The sequence below is a fragment of the Comamonas sp. 7D-2 genome (assembly GCF_022749555.1).
GTDB lineage: Bacteria > Pseudomonadota > Gammaproteobacteria > Burkholderiales > Burkholderiaceae_C > Comamonas > Comamonas thiooxydans.
In genome coordinates, this window is sequence record NZ_CP094238.1 from 1281918 (window position 1) to 1300657 (window position 18740).

Sequence of the window (18740 nt, forward strand, 5' to 3'; positions counted from 1 at the left end):
CGCTACTGGCGGTTGCGGTAGCGCTTGAGCTCGGCCTGCAGCCAGCTGGCGCTGGCTTCGGCCTCTTTGCCGCTGCAGCGCACCTGGTAGGGCTTGTGGCTGATGCTGCTCTCCGTGCCTGCGCGGGCAATGAAGTCCTCGGCTGTTGCCACCCAGCCCTTTTTGAGCAGATAGTCGTATTTGCCGCGCAGATGCTCGGCTGCCTTGGCGCTGTCATGCCAGCTGCCATTGCGCTGGAACTCGCAGCCCGAGGTTTTGAGGTGGCCGATCAGGTACTCGATCTCCTGAGTCGCGGCCGGTGTGGGCGATGCGGCAAGACTCAAGCTGCAGGCTGCACCCAGCAGCAGGGCGGTAATGGTGTGCTTCATGTGGGTTGATCCTACAGAAGAAGAGTCGAGCAAAAACAAAGGCCGCAGCGATGGACTGCGGCCTTGTGTTGGTCGGTCGAAGCTGTGCGGTGCTCAAGGGGCCGGCGTGGCCAGAGGCTTGCCCTTCTCCACGACATACACGCCAATCAGCTTGACCGTGCCATTGCTGGCATTGTGTGCGTCATGAATCACACCAGCGGGAACGACAAAGGTTTCGCCGGCCTTGAGCGTGCGCGGCGACTGGCCGTCGATCAGCAGATCGACCTCACCCTCGCTGATATAGCTGATCTCGTCGCCGGGGTGGGTATGGCGGCCCGCGCGTGAGCCTGGGGCGACTTCCACCTTGGCCACCACGGCTTCGCGGCCCGGTACCGAAACATCGGCCTTGCCGACCATGGTCCGGGACAGGCCTCCGGTCTGAGCCGCACCCGGCTGGGGCATACCCGCCTGGGGTGCAGCAGCCTGGGCCAGGGCGCTCTGGCTGAACAACATGAAGGCGCTGCTGCAAAGCAGGGTCGAAAAGCTGGCGCGGTGAGTCAAGGACATGAAATTACCCTCCAAGGTTTTTGACGGAGACAAGTGGTGAAACCTGTCACTTTTACCGGGAAGGAGTGCGGCCATGCCATGGGGGCTGCCCTAGTCGCAGGGTTGCCGAAAACAAACCTGGGCGCGGTGATGCAAGACCCTGCGGGCAGGAAAGCATAGGGAGCTGCAGGCCGCTGCCTTAGTTGTCGCCCGTGATCCTCGCGAACTTCACCAGCTCGGCGTATTTATCCATGTCGGTGCGCATCACCTGGGCAAGGCTTTCATTGCCCTTGGCGGGCGGGGTTCCAGCTGCTTCCAGCTTTTGACGGATGGCTGGATCGGCGAGACCTGTCTGTATCGCTTTTTGCAGCTTGGTCAGCACTTCCGGAGGCAGACCCTTGGGGGCAGCCAAAGCAAACCAGCCGCTCAAGGCATAGCCCTTGAGCGCGGGGTGTTCTGCCAGCGCCGGCACCTCCTTGAGCGTGGCGATGCGGGTGGCTGTGGTTGCGCCAAGAATCTTGATTTTTCCGGACTGCGCCAGCGGTGCTGCAGCGGTTGGCGAGAGGATGGCGAAGTCCAGGTTGCCGCCGCCCAGATCGCTGGTCATGGCGGGAGAGCCCTTGTAGGGGATGTGAACCAGGTAGACACCCGCAGTCTTCTTGATCAGCTCTCCCGAAAAATGCGGCGTCGAGCCAATGCCGGGGCTGCCGTAGCTGTATTTGCCGGGGTTGGCTTTGGCCAGTTTGACGAAGTCATCCACGGTTTTGACGGGAACATGCGCACCGGCCACCCACAGATTGGGGGCCTGGGCGGTCAGGCTCACCGGGGTCAGATCTATAGCCGGATCGTACTTCTGCGCGGCATTCACAAATTTGGTGCCCGCCATTTCGTTGCTGGAGCCTGCCAGCAAGGTGTAGCCGTCGGGCTTGGCCGATACCACGCGCTGCGCTCCCACCACGCCTGCGGCGCCCGGCACGTTCTCGACCACGACGGTGGCGTTCAACTGCCTGGCCAGTATGTCCCCGACCACGCGGCCGACCATGTCGACAGAGCCGCCCGGAGCATAGCCAATCACGATGCGGATGGGCTTGCTGGGATAGGCATCCTGTGCCTGCACCGCGCCTGCGAACAGGCTGGTCATGGCACAGGCGATGCAAAGTCGGCGGGAAAGAGTGGCGCGGTCTGGATTCATAAGTTCCACAATTATTTGTGGCGAAGGTTGATTCAGTAATTGGTGTTGAATTGCTCAACAAAATTTAATTGATTGTCATGAGATTTCATGTGGGGAGGAATCCATGAAAACCAGTGGTTCAACTGATTTTTAGCCGGTGCCTCGCGCCGGTAGGGCTGGCTGAGCCAGCTGCAGGGCGCACTGCCGAGCTTGAAAGTCCGATTTCGCTGCAGTGTTGGCTGGCGGGGGCAATCAGCCCGTTGCAGTCAATCAATGATCGATATTCCTGCTTATAGTCGGTGGCAAGGCCTGCCCAGCGCATTCCATGCAACGGCGCGTTCTCCGCGGCAGCCAGCCAACCGGGCACAGATCCGGCTCACAAGCGTTTCAGTTGAATCGTCAGGGAGTCTCAGATGCAGGAACAGAACCGCGTTGCCGCCTGGCACGCGTTGGCTACCGATACCGTACTCACTCAATTGCAATCGACTGCCGCCGGGCTGAGCTCTGGAGAGGCCCGCGAGCGCTTGCAGCAGCAAGGACCCAATGCCTTACCTGCTGCCGCTTCGCGCAGCATGCTGGCGCGCTTTCTGTCGCAGTTCAACAATCTGCTGATCTATGTGCTGCTGGGCTCGGCCGTGGTCACCGCCTTGCTGCAGCATTGGGTCGATACGGGGGTCATCCTCGCGGTGGTGCTGATCAATGCGGTCTTCGGATTCGTGCAGGAAGGCCGTGCCGAGAAGGCACTGGACGCCGTGAAGGCCATGGTTTCCAGTCGCGCCAATGTGCTGCGCGACGGCTTGCGCATGGCGGTGCCTGCAGAAGAACTTGTCGCCGGCGACTGCGTGCTGCTCGAGGCTGGCGATCGCGTCCCGGCCGATCTGCGCCTGCTGCGCGCCAGCAGCCTGAAGCTGGACGAGGCCATGCTGACCGGGGAATCGGTGGCCGTCGACAAGTCGGCCGATCCGGTGGTTGTCGATGCCGCTCTCGGCGACCGCTTTTCCATGGCCTACTCCGGCACCCTGGTTGCCGCGGGGCAAGGCCTGGGTGTGGTGGTAGCCACAGGCCCGCGTACCGAGCTGGGCCAGATCAGCACCATGCTGGGTTCGGTGCAGACACTGGCCACCCCGCTGACGCGGCTCATGGACCGTTTCGCGCGTCAGCTCACCGTCACCATACTGAGCCTGTCCGCGTTGATGTTCTGCTTTGCGCTGTGGGTGCGCGACTACGACACAGCCGACGCCTTTATCGCTGTGGTTGGCATTGCCGTATCGGCCATCCCCGAAGGCCTGCCCGTGGTCATGACGATTGCGCTGGCCATTGGCGTGCAGCGCATGGCCGCACGCTATGCCATCGTGCGCAGTCTGCCGGCGGTTGAAACACTGGGCGCCGTCTCGGTCATCTGCTCCGACAAGACCGGTACATTGACACGCAACGAAATGAGCGTGCGCGCCGTGGTGCTGCCCGGTTCCCGCTTCGACATAGAAGGCGAGGGCTATGCGCCCCAGGGGCATTTCACCCTGGCGGGCGAGGAGATCGAGCCTGCGCTGCATCCACAGCTGCTGCACTTCGCCACGGGCGCGGCACTTTGCAACGACGCCCATGTAAGGCATGCCGAAGGTACGGCCTGGACAGTCGAAGGCGATCCCATGGAAGGCGCGCTGGTGACGCTGGCCACGCGCGCCGGTCTGGATGTGGAGCGCCTGCGTCAGGACTGGCGCCGACTCGACGAAGTTCCCTTTGATGCAGTCCACCGCTACATGGCCACTCTGCACCGCCCAGTTGATGCTCCAGCCGTGGTTTTCGTCAAAGGGGCTCCGGAGCAGGTTCTTGCCATGTGCCGCGACCAGCAGGGCGCTGAAGGCCTGCAGGCGCTGGATGCAGCCTATTGGCTGGAGCAGGTCGATGCCCTGGCGGCCAAAGGCTATCGCGTGCTGGGTCTGGCCAGCTTCGCGCCCGAGGATGCCAAGGACAGGGTGGACATGGCCGACGTCAAGGACCTGACCCTGCTTGGCGTGCTGGGCATGATAGATCCGCCGCGAGAATCGGCAAAGGAGGCCGTGCACGAATGCCGCAGCGCCGGAATTGCCGTGAAGATGATCACCGGCGACCATGCTGCCACCGCTGCCGCCATCGCCAGGGAGCTGGCGCTGGCCGACACCATCCGAGTCACTTCAGGCCATGAGCTGGACGGGCTCAACGATGCCCAGCTGATCGACGTGGCCAGAGCCTCCACGGTATTCGCCCGTACCAGTCCGGAACACAAGCTGCGCCTGGTGCAGGCCCTGCAGGCAGATCACAGCGTCATCGCCATGACTGGTGACGGCGTCAACGACGCACCGGCACTCAAGCGTGCCGACATCGGTGTGGCCATGGGCATCACCGGCACGGCTGCCGCCAAGGAGGCCGCAGGCATGGTGCTGGCCGACGACAACTTCGCCACCATCGTCGCCGCCGTCAAGGAAGGGCGCACCGTCTACGAAAACCTGCGCAAGGTCATTGCCTGGACCTTGCCGACCAACGGCGGTCAGGCGATTGTCATCGTCGCGGCGATTTTGCTGGGCCTGTCCCTGCCCGTCACTCCGGTGCAGATTCTCTGGGTCAATCTGGTCACCGCCGTGGCCCTGGGCCTGACGCTGGCCTTCGAGCCGCCCGAGCCCACGCTGATGCAGCGCAAGCCGCGCTCGCCGGACGAGCAGTTGCTGCAGCCCTATCTGCTGTGGCGCGTCGCCCTGGTCTCGGTGCTGTTCGCGCTGGGCTGCTTCGGCATGTTCGAGTGGTCGCTGCGCCGCGGCGACTCGGTCGAACTGGCTCGCACCATCGTGGTCAATGCGCTGGTGATCATGGAGATCTTCTATCTGTTCAGCGTGCGCTACACGCAGGGAACCTCGCTGAGCCTGCGCGGCGTCCTGGGCACCCCGGCGGTGCTGCTGGGCGTGGCCGGCGTCACCCTGGTGCAACTGCTGTTCACCTACACCCCGCCCATGCAGGCACTGTTCGACAGCCGTCCTGTCGACCTGGCGGCCGGACTGCTGGCGATAGGGCTGGGTGTTGCCCTGCTGCTGTTGCTGGAGGTCGAGAAGCTCTTGGTGCGCTGGATGAGACTGGGCGTGCGGGCCTAGAGCGCTGTGCACGCAAGGCATTCAAGCCATCGTTTCACTGCCTGGCCGAGGGCATGAAAAAAGGCCCCGAAGGGCCTTTCTTGCGAGTGACGAGCACCTGACGCTCAGATCACGCCTTGTGCCAGCATGGCGTCGGCCACCTTCACAAAGCCGGCGATGTTGGCGCCGTCGATGTAGCTGATGGTGCCGTCTTCGCGCTTGCCGTGCTTCACGCAAGCAGCGTGGATGCTTTGCATGATTTGCAGCAGACGGGCGTCCACTTCTTCTGCGGGCCAGGACAGGCGGGCCGAGTTTTGCGACATTTCCAGACCCGAAGTGGCCACGCCACCGGCGTTGGATGCCTTGCCGGGTGCGTACAGCACGCCGGCAGCTTCGAAGGCGCGGGCGGCTTCGTTGGTGGAGGGCATGTTGGCGCCTTCAGCCACGCACAGCACGCCGTTGGCGATCAGGGTCTTGGCATCGGCTTCGTTCAGTTCATTCTGAGTGGCGCAAGGCAGGGCCACGTCCACCTTGATGGACCAGGGGCTCTTGCCGGCCAGGAATTCCACGCCGGAAACCAGCTTGGCGTAGTCGCTGACGCGGCCGTACTTGTGGTTCTTCACATCCATCAGGATGGCCAGCTTTTCGGTGGTGAAACCTGCAGCGTCGTACACGGTGCCCGAGGAGTCGGACACGGTCACGACCTTGGCGCCCAGCTCCATGGCCTTTTCCACGGCGTACTGAGCCACGTTGCCCGAACCGGACACGGACACGGTCTTGCCTTCAAAGGACTGGCCGCGAGTGGCCAGCATTTCACGGGCGAAGTAGACGGTGCCGTAGCCGGTGGCTTCGGGGCGGATCAGCGAGCCGCCGAAGGACAGACCCTTGCCGGTGAACACGGAAGCCGCAGTGTTCGACAGCTTCTTGTACATGCCGGCCATGTAGCCCACTTCACGGCCGCCCACGCCGATGTCGCCTGCCGGCACATCGGTGTCGGGACCCACGTGGCGGAACAGCTCGGACACGAAAGCCTGGCAGAAGCGCATGACTTCGGCAGGGCTCTTGCCCTTGGGGTCGAAGTCGGAGCCGCCCTTGCCGCCGCCCATGGGCAGAGTGGTCAGAGCGTTCTTGAAGGTCTGCTCGAAAGCCAGGAACTTCAGCACGGACTGGTTGACCGAGGGGTGGAAGCGCAGACCGCCCTTGAAGGGGCCGATGGCCATGCTGTGCTGGATGCGGAAGCCGCGGTTCACCTGCACCTGGCCCTTGTCGTCAGTCCAGCTCACGCGGAACTGGATGATGCGCTCGGGCTCGACTAGGCGCTCCAGCAGGGCGTGCTCGGCGTACTTGGGATTCTTCTCGATGAAGGGCCACAGGCTTTCCATCACTTCGGTGACGGCTTGCAGGAATTCGGGCTGACCGGGGTTGCGTTGTGCCACTTCTTCCAGGAATTGGCCTACGGACTCGTACTTCATAGAGAACTTTCTGACAGGGACAGAGGAATGCGCTGAAACTCGCGAAACCAAAATTATGCCAAAAAGTTATGCAGTCATGCATGGATTCGGTGCATGGGAGCGCAATTCTGGTGCGCAAATGCCCAAATTTGGAACATTGCTGCCGTATTTATTCTTAGTTTTCAGGCACTTGGATGGTGCAGTTGAAGTAAAGGATTTTTCATCCCGGTGTCGTAAAAACATTTTTGCTGCCTGTCGCACAAGTGTTTTCGTTTCGTGACGGCCGGCTTCATGCGCTCGCCCTGTCTTATCTGTGCTAGCACCAGAGTGGTGCATGTGATTTCAGGCACGAAATCTGCAATCGTGAAAACTGATTTTCATGAACCAGGCCGCACGCCTGAGCTGGGAGACTGCGCAGCTGGCCTCAGGGCCTGGGTAAATCTGGATTTGAAATTTAAATTTCATATTTTTTAATAAGGAAAAATTTATTTCAATCGGCTTGCCTGCCCTGCGCCAGGCCAGCCCTCAACCAAGAGGAGGTGGATATGGCAGCTGAGATCCCCGTGACGCCCTCGGCGTCAGGCAAGGCCAGTGCGGCGCAGATGCAGCAACTGGAAAATGCGCTCAACCAGATCGGTGTGACGCGCTCGCACAAAAGCATCATCTTTCTGGTGGTCTGCGGTGTGCTCTTCGATGTGTTCGAACAGAACGCGGTCGGCCTGGTCGGCCCCCTGCTGCGCCAGCAATGGGGGCTGGACGCGACGGACATTGCCTTTCTCAACACCATCACCTTTTTTGCCGCCGCCATGGGGCGTTTGCTGTCGGGCTACCTGGCCGACCGCATGGGGCGACGCTTCATGCTCAATGTGAACCTGGCGCTGTTCACGCTGGGAGCCGTCGGCTGCGCGCTGGCGCCCGATTACGCGTTTCTCGCCGTGGCGCGTGCCATCGTGGGCTTTGGGCTGGGCGGAGAAATCACCACGGCCGTGACCATGCTGGCGGAGTTCTGCTCGGCCCGCTTTCGCGGCACGGCAGTCGGTCTCATCAATGTAGGCGGCGGCGGCCTGGGCAATATGCTGGCGCCGGCATTTGCCCTGGGCGTGTTCACGCTGTTCCCGGGCGATGATTCCTGGCGCTGGCTGTTCGGCTGCCTGGTCATGCCGGCCATCTTCATCGTGTTCTACCGCCGCTTCGTGCCGGAGACGCCGCGCTTTCTGCTCTCCAAGGGACGGGTCGAGGAAGCCAATCAGGTGCTGAGCATGCTGGCGGCCGGCAAGCTGGCCAATGCGCAGTACGAACTGCGCGAGTTCATCACCCCAGGCAGCGCACAAGAGCAGACGGCTGCCGCTCAGACCGTGCAGCGCAGCTCCTTCACCGACATCTTCAGGGGCGGCTATGCGCGGCGCACGATTGCCGTGGGCCTGGCTTCGTGGATGACGTTTGGCGCGCAGCTCTCGGTGCTCACGCTGATGCCGACGATTCTGGTCGCTCAGGGCTATTCCATCACCAAGAGCTTCAGCTTCACCATCGTCATGCAGATGGGCAGCCTGCTTGGGGCGATCGCGGCATCGACCATGGGCTATTACTTCCCGCGCAAGCGGGTGCTGACGGTAGGGGCGATTGCCGCCTGCCTTGCGGGGCTGGCGTTCGGCAACTTCACCGACAGCGTGGCCATGATCCTGGTCTGTGGTGCGCTGTTCCAGTTCTGCGTGCTGACGCTCAACACCTCCATCTGGATTTTTGCGCCCGAGCTCTACCCCACGCGCATTCGTGCGCTGGGAACCTCCTTCCTGCTGGCGCTGGGCACGATTGGCGGCGCCATGTCCCAGGTGCTGGCGGGCAAGATGTTCGACCTGCACGGCGTCTCCGGAATGTTCGGCATGATCGCGGCCATGTATTTCATCTTTGCGATTGCCGTGCAGTTTGCCCCCGAGACCTTTGGCCGTTCCATCGAGGAAGGCGTGGGTGGTGAATCCCATTCACAGGAGGAGTCTGCAGCGGCTGCAGGCGTACCTGCAAGCGCTCAGGAGCGCACGGCATGAAGGCTGGCATGCATATTCTGCTGATCAATCCCAATACCTCGCAGCAGACCACGGCGCTGATGCTCAGACAGGCGCGGGCCTGTCTGCCGCCCGGCGTACTGCTGCACGGTGCGACGGCCGAGCGGGGAGCGGCCATGATTACCGACGAGGCGGGACTGAAGCTCGCCGAGCAGGAGGTGCTGCGGCTGGGCCTGGGCTTTGCCCAGGGCGATGACAGCCAGGCTGGGCGGGCCATCATCGTGGCCGCGTTTGGCAATCCGGGGCTGGAGTTGTTGAGAGCGGCCTTGCCGGCCGGAGTTGCCGCCTTCGGCATTGGCGAGGCAGCGATGCTGCAGGCCGCTCGGGATGAGCAGGGGCGTCCGCGCCGCTTTGGCATTGCGACCACCACGCCGGGGCTGGAGGCTTCGATTGCCGCCTCGGTCGCGACGCTGGGCCTGGCGCCCTGGTTCTGCGGCACGCGCATTGCCCAGGGCGAGCCGTTGGTGCTGGCTGCAGATCCGGCCTTGCAGTGCGAGCGCCTGGGCGATGCCGTGGCCCAATGCGTGCAGCGCGATGGCGCACAGGCCGTGGTGATCGGCGGCGGCCCGTTGTCCGAAGCCGCGCTGTGGCTGGCGCCGCGCTTTGAGGTGCCGGTGCTGTCGCCCGTGGTGGCCGCGATGCAGGCGGCGCTGGCCGGCCTGTCGGTCGCCGTCGCTAGCTGATTGCTATTGATTCAAGAGCTTATACCGCCAGTCATTCATGGGTTTTAGGTTGAAAAATATCTGAAATCTATGAATAACAAGCGCAACAAGCTTTTGATTTCATAGCATCTCGTCCAGCGCATCGTGGCTGGTCTCGATGGCAGCCATATGTCTGCGCCCCGGCTGGCCGCTTTGCTGCAAGGTAGCCGTGGCAATCAGGTGGCAGAGCATGAAAAGCGCCGTGTGATTGTCCAGCGGTCCCGGTGCCGAGGTCTGCACGCGCAGCAGCCAGTCCGCCTCGGGGGCCGGGCTGGCATGGTCGGTGATGCAGATCAGGCGGGCACCCAGCAGCCTGGCCTGGCGCGCGAACTCGCTGACCACGCGCACGCTGCGGCGCAGGGCAAAGATCACCACAACATCGTTTTCGCCGATCTGGGCCGCGTATTCGCCCAGGGTCTCGCCGGCGCCGGGGATGACCTGGCTGGGCATCTCCAGTGCCTGCAGCAGCTGCCAGCGCAGATAGGCGGCAAAGTTGCGGTTCTGGCGATAGCCGACAAAGAACAGCTGTCGGGCGCCGATCAGCGCCAGGGCGATGTCCTCCAGCTGCTGTGCCGAGATCTGTCCTATGGTGACAGCCAGATTCTCAGAGGCCTGGCGCAGATGGGTGGCAATCACATCCGCCGTGGGCTTGCCCTGGGCCGATGCGGCAGCCAGAAACAGCGGCGAGCCGTTGTCGCCCTGGGCGCGAGCATGGCGGCGCGCATCCTCGTAGCCTTCGTAGCCCAGCCGCTGAATGAAGCGAGTGACCGTGGCATTCGATACCCCCGTGAGCTTGGCCATCTCGGCCGCCGCATAGCTCGACAGATTGCCGGGAAAGTCCAGCAGGAATTCCGCCAGCCGCCGCTCCGAGGGCGGCAGCTGCGGCAGGGCCGCACGCACGCGGGCGATGAAGGAGTGGGCTTCGGCGGGTTCCGGGGTGGAGGAGCTGGGGGTCATGACGGCGGATGGCAGGCGGGGGACAGATCTTCCGGCCCGCTGTTTTGGTCGATACCGGCAATGTAGCGGCTATTTGGCGGCTGTTGCAGCCCGGCCATCAGCGCCCGCGCAGAAACAGCGCATCCAGCTCCTTCATGCTCAGCTGACGCCAGGTGGGGCGGCCGTGATTGCACTGGTCGGAGCGCTCGGTCACCTCCATCTGGCGCAGCAGCGCATTCATCTCGTCCAGCGTGAGCTTGCGGTTGGCGCGCACCGCGCCGTGGCAGGCCATGGTGGCCAGAATCTCGTTGCGCGCGCGCTGCACCACGGTGCTGGCGTCATGCTGGGCCAGTTCGGCCAGCACGCTGCGCGCCAGCTCCACGGCATCGCCCTGGGCCAGCGTGGCCGGCACGGCGCGCACGGCCAGGGTCTTGGGCGAGAAGGGCGAGACCTCCATGCCCAGGGTCAGCAAGGTTTCAGCATGGGCCTCGGCCGTGGCGACTTCCTCGGGCGTTGCGGCAAAGGTGGCGGGAATCAGCAGCGGCTGGCTGGGAATCTGCTGGTCGCCATTTTCCGTATTCACGGCGCTCTTGAGCTGCTCATAGACGATGCGCTCATGGGCGGCATGCATGTCCACGATGACCATGCCCTGGCTGTTCTCGGCCAGGATATAGACGCCATGCAGCTGGGCCACGGCCCGGCCCAGCGGCCAGACGGGGGTGTTGTCTGCCGCAGCCGTCACGGGTGGTTGCGCTGCTGGCGCTGCGGCATGTTCGGCAGTGTGCGTGGTAGCAGCAGGTTCGACCGGGGCTGCAGCTGCAGCATTGGCAACGATCTCAGTAGCGGCTGGCGCTTCCTGCATCTGGGGTGCAGGCGCTTTTCGCTGAAAGTAGCTGGACTGGCCCGAAGGGCGCAGCCTGATGCCTTCGTCCTCGGGCTGAGGCACGGGGCTTGGCATGGCCGTGGTGTTGGTGATCGTGGTCGCGCCGGGGGCCGATGATTCAGGCGTCGCAGGCGTGGCGCTCGCTGGGGCTGGTGCCGCAGTCACCATCTGGGGCGCGGGCGCGGTTTTAGCAGTGGCTTCGCGCATGGGCTCCCAGAGCTTGGCCAGATCGCGCACGGGATTGCCGATGGCGGGTTCGCCAAAGCTCATGCGGGTTTGCGGCCAGGCAGGGGCTGCGACGGGCTTGGTCGCGGGCTTGGCCGGGACAGGCGTGGCAGTGCTCTCGTCGATCAGGCCGGGCTGGCGGGCGGCTTCCTGGGCAGCCGCCTCGACCACGGCCGCGGCGCGCGGCGTGGCCAGCGCGTTCTCGATCGCGTGGCGCACCGCCTGGTGGACTTCGCGGCTGTCTCGAAAGCGCACCTCGATCTTGGTGGGATGCACGTTCACATCCACACGCGCGGGGTCGATCTCTATATAGAGCGCGTAGACCGGCTGCTTGTTGCCATGCAGCACGTCCTCATACGCAGAGCGGGCCGCATGCGTCAATACCTTGTCGCGAACAAAGCGGCCGTTGACATAGCAGAACTGCTGGTCGGGACGCGAGCGCGCCGCGTCCGGGATGCCGGCGCGGCCCGTGACGTGGACGGGGCCGGCCCAGTGATCGACGGCGACCGAGTTGTCGACAAACTTGTCGTTCAGCACATCGGCCAGGCGGCGCGACAAGGCTTCGTCGGGCGTGCTGCCGGCAGCGCGCCATTGCTCGACCAGCTTGCCTTCATGCCAGATGGCAAAGCTCACATCGGGGCGTGCCAGCGCATGGCGACGCACGGACTCTATGCAATGCGCGAGTTCGGTGGCATCGGTCTTGAGGAATTTGCGGCGCGCGGGCGTGGAGAAGAACAGCTCCTTGACCTCTACGGTCGTGCCCTGGTTGCGTGCGGCGGGGCGCAGCTCGCCGCTGCGTGCATCCAGCAGATAGGCCGAGTCCTGACCTGCAGGGCGCGAGAAGATGGAGGTTTCCGATACCGAGGCGATGGCGGCCAGTGCCTCGCCGCGAAAGCCCATGGTGGCCACGGTTTCCAGATCGTGCAGATCGCTGATCTTGCTGGTGGCATGGCGGCGCAGGGCCACGGGCAGCTCGTCGCGCGGGATGCCGCAGCCGTCGTCTTCCACCGCGATCAGGCGCACACCGCCGGCCAGCAGGCGCACGGTGATCTGGGCTGCGCCCGAGTCCAGAGCGTTGTCCACCAGTTCGCGCACCACGGAGGCGGGGCGCTCGACCACCTCGCCGGCGGCGATCTGGCTGATCAGCTCGTCGGGCAGGTCGCGAATCGGCCGGCGCACGGGGGCAGCCTGGTCGGCGGTTTCGGTAGGAGAGGGGGAGAGTTCGGGGCTGGTTGCGTTCACGGCAACCATTCTAGGCGGCTGTACAAACCGGCCGGGAAGTGAGTTTTTTGAAAGGGGAAAACACAAAGAGCCGCCGGAATACTTCTGGCAGCTCTTCGTTGAACCCGCGGGCGCAGGGCTTAGTGGCGGTGGCGGTAGCCGCCCTTGGTCAGTTCGTTGCCGATCAGAGCACCGGCGGCGGCACCGCCGATGGTGCCCACGGGGCCGCCAAACAGCACGTTGCCCACTGCACCGCCGGCCACGGCACCTGCGCCGATACCGACTTGCTGACGGCTGGGGCCATGGGCGCAGCCGCCCAGTGCCAGTGCGCCGGTCAGTGCGGCTGCCAGAGTCAGGGCCTTGCCATAGCGCATTGTGAATGTCTTCATGTTCGTATTCCTCTCGTCGTGCTAGTTATGGAAAGCGGTCTGGTCTCTGTGCCCACTCCTGCGCATGCGGGAGGCTGGAGACGCCGGACTTTGTTGGCCAGGGGGCCGATGTCGTGATTTGCAATGCACGGCTTGCGGCGACACATCTCTACTGTGCCAGCAGAAATGGCAAGCTGACGTATTGTTGACGTTTAGTTTTATCAAAACTTGTAACAAACCAGCATTAAAAGGCCGGCCTTGTTGCAGTCTGCAAGCAGCTGTGAGTTTGCTCTCAAAAACATGGCACTACAGCAAAGGGTGGAGCGTCTGCGGGCTTTGGGGGCGCAGTACATTACTGGCCGGCATACGCCGGTATGCCAATCCATTTTTGAGGACCGTGTTTTGGAAATCATTCAGTTTCTGATCGACTTCATCCTGCATATCGACAAGCATCTGGAAGCCTTTGTCGTGGCCTATGGGCCTTGGGTGTATGCCCTGTTGTTCATCATCGTGTTTGTCGAAACCGGTGTGGTGGTCATGCCTTTCCTGCCCGGTGACTCGCTGATGTTCATCGTCGGCGCGCTGTGCGGTGCCGGCTACATGAGCTACCCGTTGGCGGTGGTGGTGCTGCTGGCAGCAGCCATCCTGGGTGACCAAAGCAATTACACGATAGGCCGCTACCTGGGCCCCAAGGTGTTTCAGTGGGAGGACTCGCGATGGTTCAACCGCAAGGCTTTTGACCAGGCCCACAACTTCTATGAGCGCTATGGCGGCGTGACCATCATTCTTGCGCGCTTCATGCCTTTCATTCGCACCTTTGCACCTTTCGTGGCCGGTGTGGCTCATATGAGCCGCGCCAAGTTCAGCCTGTTCAATGTTGTGGGGGCCGTGCTCTGGGTGGTGGGCATCAGCGCCGCAGGCTACTTCTTCGGCAATATGGAGTGGGTGAAGAACAATCTTGAAAAAATCATCTGGGGTCTGATCCTGGTGCCCGGTCTGATCGCCATCTTTGGTGCCTGGCGCGCCGGCAAGGCCGAAAAAGCCAGGACCGCCTGATCTGCACTCTTGACAGTGCTTTGCCCCGACCGGAAAAGCGCTGACCCATGAAAAAGCCCCGGCAAGCCGGGGCTTCTTTTTTGGGAATTCAGATCGGATCGAGGCGTTTATTTGCGCTTGCCTACCTCGTTGCCGATCAGCGCGCCTGCCGCGGCACCGCCTACGGTGCCCAAAGTGGAACCAAACAGTGCATCACCGACCACGCCGCCAGCGACGGCGCCGACACCGGTGCCGATCTGGGCATTGGTGGGCGAGGTGGAGCAGCCTGCCATGGCCAGCGTGAAGGCAGCAGACACGGTGATGGCAAGAGTTCGCAGTTTCATGAGGTCTCTCCTGTACAGCTTGCCCTAGAGGCCAGCTTTCATAAGAACACGCCTTGATCTTGAACCTTCTGCCCTGGCTTTCAGGTAGGAGAGAGGGCCAAGCCTGTGTCATTCAGGCTTGGCGACTGTCATCGAGCCGGCTTGTCGGCTGACAGCCAGCATGGTGGTTTTGTGTAAGCGCGCACTTAAACCGATCGGCTGCGCGCCAGGGGCGGGTTGTGGGCGAAGTACTTGCGTATGCCCGTCATCAGCGCATCGGCCAGTTGCTCGCGGTAGGCGGCAGAGGCCAGCTTGGCTTCTTCCTCGGGGTTGCTGATGAAGGCCGTTTCCACCAGCACGCTGGGAATGTCGGGCGCCTTCAGCACGGCAAAGCCGGCCTGCTCCACGCGGGCCTTGTGCAGCTTGGCCATGCTGCCGATTTCGCCCAGCAGCGAAGTGCCCAGCTTGAGGCTGTCCTTGATCTGGGCGGTGGTGCTCATGTCCAGCAGCATGCGCTGCACATGCTGATCCTGCAGTCCGCCCACGTTCAGGCCGCCCACCAGGTCGGCCTGATTTTCCTTGTTGGCCAGCCAGCGGGCGGCCGTGCTCGATGCCCCGCGTTCGCTGAGCGCAAACACGCTGGCACCGCGCGCTGCCGGGGTGGTGAAGGCATCAGCATGGATGCTGATGAACAGATCGGCCTGGACGCGGCGGGCTTTTTCCACGCGTGTGGCCAGGGGCACGAAGAAGTCGGCGTCGCGCGTCATGAAGGCGCGCATGGGGCTGCCGCCTATACGCGAGTTGTTGATGCGCTCGCGCAGCAGATGGGCGACCTTGAGCACCACGTCTTTTTCACGCAGGCCGCTGGGACCGGTGGCGCCGGGGTCTTCGCCGCCATGGCCGGGGTCCAGCGCCACGATGATGATGCGGTCCGTGCTTTGCGAGGTGGCAATATTGGGTGCAGGCCTTGGCGTCGGTGCCGGGCGTGGCGCGGGAGCAGGCGGCGGCGGCACGGGAGCCGGTGCCGGAGCCTGTGCAATTACCGCGGGAGCCGGTGCTGGCGCGCTGGGCCGCTGGTTGCGCTGGGCAATCAGATCACCCAGGGGGTCGGCCGGAGGGGCTGTCGCAATCGCTACAGGGGGCGGTGTCGTGATGGCGGGGTTGTGCGGTGCCGGGGCGGCGGCCGTGCTGCCGGCATCGCGCAGGCGCTCGCTGATCAGGGCTTCCAGCGGGTCCACGGCCTTGGCGGGGTAGAGGTCCAGCACCAGCCGGTGCTTGTAGGGAGCAATCGGGGCCAGCGTGAAGACCTGGGGCCGGGCTTCCTGCTTGAGGTCGATCACCAGACGCACCACGCCGGGCGCAAACTGGCCAACGCGGATGCTGGCGATATTGGGGTCGTCGGAGCGGACCTTGGCCACCAGTTCCTTGAGCGCCGGGTTCAGATCCAGGCCCTCGATATCGACGGCCAGCCGCGGCGGGCTGGGCACGAAGACCGGCTTGGCCGTCAGCGGAATATCGGATTCCAGCGTGACGCGCGAGTAGTCAGGTGCGGGCCAGACGCGCACGGCCACGATGCTCGCGCCCTGCGCAATATGCTGGCGGCCCAGCAGCAGAACCACGCCGCCTGCCTGCAGCAGATTGCGGCGGGAAAGACCCGGTCGGGAAAGACCCGGTCGGGAAAGACCCGGTCGGGAAAGACCTAGTCGGGGCAGGTCCGGAAAAGCCGTGGAGAAAGTTGTTTTGCTCATGCCGTCAATGCTTCAAGCACGGTGCAGCCTGCGGGGGTGCCGGCCTTGAGCGTCACCTGTCGCTGCACATCGTCAATTGCTTCGATATGGATAGCTATATCCGCAACAGGTGTAACCGCTGCAGCCTTTTCGGGCCATTCTGCCAGCTTGAGTCCAGCGCTGGCAAAAATGTCACGAAAACCTGCATCTTCCCATTCACGCGGATCGTCGAAGCGGTAGAAGTCAAAGTGCCAGATCGAGAGATCGCCAGCCTCATGCGGCTCCACCACTGCGTAGGTCGGGCTCTTGATGCGGCCCTGCACGCCCAGGGCGCGCAGCCAGTGACGCACCAACGTGGTCTTGCCCGCACCCAGGTCGCCATGCAGGGTCACATAGGCGTTGCGCAGTTGGGGCAGGGCGGCCAGTTGCCGGGCAAAGCGCTCGGTATCTTGTTCGCTTTGCCAGAGTATCTGGCACTGCGCCAGCGCCGGTGTGGGCTCGCTTCCTACAATTCGGGGTGTATGTTGAGCAGCAGTCAATTGGTTCCTTTGATGCAAGCCTGGGCTCGCGAGCTGGGATTTTCCCAAATCGGCGTGGCGGGCGTGGATTTGTCCTCGGCAGAACCCGGTTTGCTGCAATGGTTGGCGCAAGGGTTTCATGGCGAGATGCATTACATGCAGGCCCATGGTTTGAAACGAGCCCGGCCAGCGGAATTAGTTCCCGGCACGGTGAGCGTGATTACCGCGCGCATGGATTATCTGCCGCGCGAGACCGGGGACGGCTGGCAGGCCGTGGAATGGGATCGGCTCAAGCGTCCCGAAGAAGGCATTGTCTCCATCTACGCCAGAGGCCGTGACTATCACAAGGTGCTGCGCAACCGCCTGCAGAAGCTGGCTGAGCGCATCGCACAGGAAATAGGCCCGTTCGGCCACCGTGCCTTTACCGACTCCGCCCCGGTGCTGGAGGCCGAGCTGGCAAGCCGCAGCGGCCAGGGCTGGCGCGGCAAGCACACCCTGGTGCTGAGCCGCGAGGCCGGATCGATGTTCTTTCTGGGCGAAATCTATGTAGACTTTGCGCTAGAGCCCACCGTCCCCGTCACAGCGCACTGCGGCAGCTGCTCGTCCTGCATAGACGCCTGTCCCACGGGCGCCATCATCGCGCCGCACAAGGTCGATGCGCGGCGCTGCATCTCCTATCTGACCATCGAACATGCGGGCAGCATTCCCGAGGAACTGCGGCCCTTGATGGCCAACCGCATCTATGGCTGCGATGACTGCCAGCTGGCCTGTCCCTGGAACAAGTTTGCCCATCCGAGCGTCTTGCCGGACTTCGACGCCCGCGCCGGACTGGCCGACACTCAACTGGTGCATTTCCTGGCCTGGGATGAAGCCACTTTTTTGCGCGTGACCGAGGGCAGCCCCATCCGCCGCATTGGCCATGCGCGCTGGCTGCGCAATGTGGCCGTGGCCCTGGGCAATGCCTGGCGCGAAACCGGCAGGCCCGAACTCAAAGCCGCGCTGCAGAGCCGGGCCGATCATCCCGACCCCGTGGTGGCCGAACATGTGGCCTGGGCGCTGGCGCAGCGCGCCTGACTTTTAGTGAAATTGGCCTCTATCGCTTATCCAGTAAGCGCAAGAGGCTATCAAATTTAAATGCCGATCAGCCAGAGCCCGAAGGGTAGGCTGAGCACGCCCAGCATCGTGGACAGCGACACCAGACTGGCCACAAACGAGCCTTCATAGCCCATGCGCACAGCCAGCACATAGCAGGACGAGGCAGTAGGCAGGCTGGAGAACGCCATCAGCGCAATCGCCTGCGGCTGGTTGAGGTGGAACAGCTGAACCATGGCAAAGGCGATCAGCGGCTGGATGGCATGGCGTATCAGCAGCAACTCGCTGGCCAGCAGCTTGTTGCTGGCCAGAGCACTGAGCTTGAGGCCGGCGCCGGCGGCCATCAGGCCCAGTGCGATCGAGGCCGCACCGATGCGTGCCACGGGGGCTTCGAGCAAGGCCGGAATTTTCAGTCCGGCGGCATTGAACAGCAGGGCGCTGACGGTGGCGATGATCAGCGGATTGCGCAGCAGATGACCGACAAAATGCTGGTCGCTGCCACGTGTCATGGGCCAGACGGCGGCCACATTGAACAGCGGCACGGATACGCCGATCAGCACCGAGACATAGAGCAGTCCGTCCGGCCCTGCCAGGCGCGAAACCAGTGCCAGCGCGATGAAGGAGTTGAAGCGAAACGCCACTTGCGCTGCTCCCGCATAGCCACGTGCATCGATGCGCCGGCCCAGAAGAGGCAGGTGTGGAAGGCTGTAGGTCAGCGCAATGCCCAGCAGGCCTCCCAGCACACCGGCAGCCAGCAATTGGCTGGCGTCGCCCCACTGGATCGGGTTGCGCGTGATGGAGTGAAACAGCAGCACCGGAAACAGCAGGTAGTAGACGAGCTGCTCCACGGCTTGCCAGACGCTGCGGTTGATGGGCGTGAAACGGCACAGCACATAGCCCAGCACGATGAGCGCGAAATCGGGAAAAAGCAGTTCTAGATAGTTCACGGCCTGTAAGCATAGGGCCGGTCATAGGTTTGCTGAGAGAAAGCTGTCGCCAAGTTTCTATGTAGTAGTACTTACTGTTGTCGCTCGGCTC

Annotated in this window: 16 protein-coding genes; 5 read left to right on the plus strand and 11 right to left on the minus strand. The window is 63.3% G+C overall.

The window, feature by feature from the left end; translation table 11 throughout:
• Positions 1-2: 2 nt before the first annotated feature.
• The 3 genes from MPZ60_RS05815 to MPZ60_RS05825 all read right to left on the minus strand — a co-directional run bounded on the left by MPZ60_RS05815 (position 3) and on the right by MPZ60_RS05825 (position 2034).
• Entirely contained in the window at positions 3-368 is a 366-nt protein-coding gene (locus tag MPZ60_RS05815) for a DUF5329 domain-containing protein (RefSeq protein WP_034359909.1), read from the minus strand.
• Positions 369-461: 93 nt separating this feature from the next.
• Positions 462-914 carry a cupin domain-containing protein gene (locus tag MPZ60_RS05820; protein ID WP_034359911.1) on the minus strand — a complete coding sequence of 151 codons (453 nt, stop codon included), beginning with the start codon at positions 912-914 and terminating at the stop codon, positions 462-464.
• A 178-nt stretch (positions 915-1092) separates the two neighbouring features.
• On the minus strand, positions 1093-2034 hold the full coding sequence (locus tag MPZ60_RS05825) for a tripartite tricarboxylate transporter substrate binding protein (RefSeq protein ID WP_080746203.1): 942 nt from the start codon (positions 2032-2034) through the stop codon (positions 1093-1095).
• A gap of 443 nt (positions 2035-2477) precedes the next feature.
• On the opposite strand from MPZ60_RS05825, the gene MPZ60_RS05830 reads away from it, so the two are divergent.
• Positions 2478-5183, plus strand: coding sequence for an HAD-IC family P-type ATPase (locus MPZ60_RS05830; protein ID WP_034359915.1), 2706 nt, complete (start codon positions 2478-2480; stop codon positions 5181-5183).
• 104 nt (positions 5184-5287) lie between these two features.
• On the opposite strand, the gene gdhA is transcribed toward MPZ60_RS05830, so the two are convergent.
• Positions 5288-6634 carry an NADP-specific glutamate dehydrogenase gene (gdhA, locus tag MPZ60_RS05835; RefSeq protein ID WP_003064453.1) on the minus strand — a complete coding sequence of 449 codons (1347 nt, stop codon included), beginning with the start codon at positions 6632-6634 and terminating at the stop codon, positions 5288-5290.
• 524 nt (positions 6635-7158) lie between these two features.
• Between gdhA and MPZ60_RS05840 the strand changes: the two genes are divergently transcribed.
• Both MPZ60_RS05840 and MPZ60_RS05845 read left to right on the plus strand, forming a co-directional pair.
• Positions 7159-8655: an MFS transporter gene (locus MPZ60_RS05840; protein WP_052057711.1), complete on the plus strand. Its 1497-nt coding sequence runs from the start codon at positions 7159-7161 to the stop codon at positions 8653-8655.
• A complete protein-coding gene (locus MPZ60_RS05845) occupies positions 8652-9356 on the plus strand; it encodes an aspartate/glutamate racemase family protein (RefSeq protein ID WP_034359918.1) in 705 nt (234 codons plus the stop codon). Before MPZ60_RS05840 ends, MPZ60_RS05845 begins: the two co-directional genes overlap by 4 nt.
• Positions 9357-9455: 99 nt before the next feature.
• On the opposite strand, the gene MPZ60_RS05850 is transcribed toward MPZ60_RS05845, so the two are convergent.
• From MPZ60_RS05850 to MPZ60_RS05860, 3 genes are all read right to left on the minus strand, one after another.
• A complete protein-coding gene (locus MPZ60_RS05850) occupies positions 9456-10331 on the minus strand; it encodes a MurR/RpiR family transcriptional regulator (protein ID WP_034359919.1) in 876 nt (291 codons plus the stop codon).
• Positions 10332-10428: 97 nt separating this feature from the next.
• On the minus strand, positions 10429-12669 hold the full coding sequence (mutL, locus tag MPZ60_RS05855; RefSeq protein ID WP_080746204.1) for a DNA mismatch repair endonuclease MutL: 2241 nt from the start codon (positions 12667-12669) through the stop codon (positions 10429-10431).
• A gap of 110 nt (positions 12670-12779) precedes the next feature.
• On the minus strand, positions 12780-13028 hold the full coding sequence (locus tag MPZ60_RS05860; RefSeq protein WP_003064462.1) for a hypothetical protein: 249 nt from the start codon (positions 13026-13028) through the stop codon (positions 12780-12782).
• A 381-nt stretch (positions 13029-13409) separates the two neighbouring features.
• On the opposite strand from MPZ60_RS05860, the gene MPZ60_RS05865 reads away from it, so the two are divergent.
• The gene (locus MPZ60_RS05865; RefSeq protein ID WP_003064464.1) at positions 13410-14063 is read left to right on the plus strand and encodes a DedA family protein; all 654 of its coding nucleotides are present in this window, start codon (positions 13410-13412) and stop codon (positions 14061-14063) included.
• Between the two features lie 107 nt (positions 14064-14170).
• Here MPZ60_RS05865 and MPZ60_RS05870 read toward each other — a convergent pair whose 3' ends face one another.
• The 3 genes from MPZ60_RS05870 to tsaE form a co-directional block, all read right to left on the minus strand.
• Positions 14171-14386 carry a glycine zipper 2TM domain-containing protein gene (locus MPZ60_RS05870; protein WP_003064466.1) on the minus strand — a complete coding sequence of 72 codons (216 nt, stop codon included), beginning with the start codon at positions 14384-14386 and terminating at the stop codon, positions 14171-14173.
• 185 nt (positions 14387-14571) lie between these two features.
• Positions 14572-16113: an N-acetylmuramoyl-L-alanine amidase gene (locus tag MPZ60_RS05875; RefSeq protein ID WP_034359920.1), complete on the minus strand. Its 1542-nt coding sequence runs from the start codon at positions 16111-16113 to the stop codon at positions 14572-14574.
• Entirely contained in the window at positions 16110-16631 is a 522-nt protein-coding gene (gene tsaE / locus MPZ60_RS05880) for a tRNA (adenosine(37)-N6)-threonylcarbamoyltransferase complex ATPase subunit type 1 TsaE (RefSeq protein ID WP_034359921.1), read from the minus strand. The genes MPZ60_RS05875 and tsaE overlap by 4 nt, the downstream gene beginning before the upstream one ends.
• A gap of 12 nt (positions 16632-16643) precedes the next feature.
• Here tsaE and queG point away from each other — a divergent pair, with 12 nt between their 5' ends.
• Positions 16644-17684, plus strand: coding sequence for a tRNA epoxyqueuosine(34) reductase QueG (queG, locus tag MPZ60_RS05885; RefSeq protein WP_034359923.1), 1041 nt, complete (start codon positions 16644-16646; stop codon positions 17682-17684).
• A 56-nt stretch (positions 17685-17740) separates the two neighbouring features.
• Here queG and MPZ60_RS05890 read toward each other — a convergent pair whose 3' ends face one another.
• Complete coding sequence (locus MPZ60_RS05890) at positions 17741-18649, minus strand: AEC family transporter (RefSeq protein ID WP_012837347.1); 909 nt, start codon at positions 18647-18649, stop codon at positions 17741-17743.
• Between the last annotated feature and the right edge of the window lie 91 nt (positions 18650-18740).

Bases quoted from the DNA above. Each gene is read 5' to 3' on its own strand.
- MPZ60_RS05815 (WP_034359909.1), bottom strand. From the start codon at position 368: ATGAAGCACACCATTACCGCCCTGCTGCTGGGTGCAGCCTGCAGCTTG.
- MPZ60_RS05820 (WP_034359911.1), bottom strand. From the start codon at position 914: ATGTCCTTGACTCACCGCGCCAGCTTTTCGACCCTGCTTTGCAGCAGC.
- MPZ60_RS05825 (WP_080746203.1), bottom strand. From the start codon at position 2,034: ATGACCAGCCTGTTCGCAGGCGCGGTGCAGGCACAGGATGCCTATCCC.
- MPZ60_RS05830 (WP_034359915.1), top strand. From the start codon at position 2,478: ATGCAGGAACAGAACCGCGTTGCCGCCTGGCACGCGTTGGCTACCGAT.
- gdhA (WP_003064453.1), bottom strand. From the start codon at position 6,634: ATGAAGTACGAGTCCGTAGGCCAATTCCTGGAAGAAGTGGCACAACGC.
- MPZ60_RS05840 (WP_052057711.1), top strand. From the start codon at position 7,159: ATGGCAGCTGAGATCCCCGTGACGCCCTCGGCGTCAGGCAAGGCCAGT.
- MPZ60_RS05845 (WP_034359918.1), top strand. From the start codon at position 8,652: ATGAAGGCTGGCATGCATATTCTGCTGATCAATCCCAATACCTCGCAG.
- MPZ60_RS05850 (WP_034359919.1), bottom strand. From the start codon at position 10,331: ATGACCCCCAGCTCCTCCACCCCGGAACCCGCCGAAGCCCACTCCTTC.
- mutL (WP_080746204.1), bottom strand. From the start codon at position 12,669: ATGGTTGCCGTGAACGCAACCAGCCCCGAACTCTCCCCCTCTCCTACC.
- MPZ60_RS05860 (WP_003064462.1), bottom strand. From the start codon at position 13,028: ATGAAGACATTCACAATGCGCTATGGCAAGGCCCTGACTCTGGCAGCC.
- MPZ60_RS05870 (WP_003064466.1), bottom strand. From the start codon at position 14,386: ATGAAACTGCGAACTCTTGCCATCACCGTGTCTGCTGCCTTCACGCTG.
- MPZ60_RS05875 (WP_034359920.1), bottom strand. From the start codon at position 16,113: ATGAGCAAAACAACTTTCTCCACGGCTTTTCCGGACCTGCCCCGACTA.
- queG (WP_034359923.1), top strand. From the start codon at position 16,644: ATGCAAGCCTGGGCTCGCGAGCTGGGATTTTCCCAAATCGGCGTGGCG.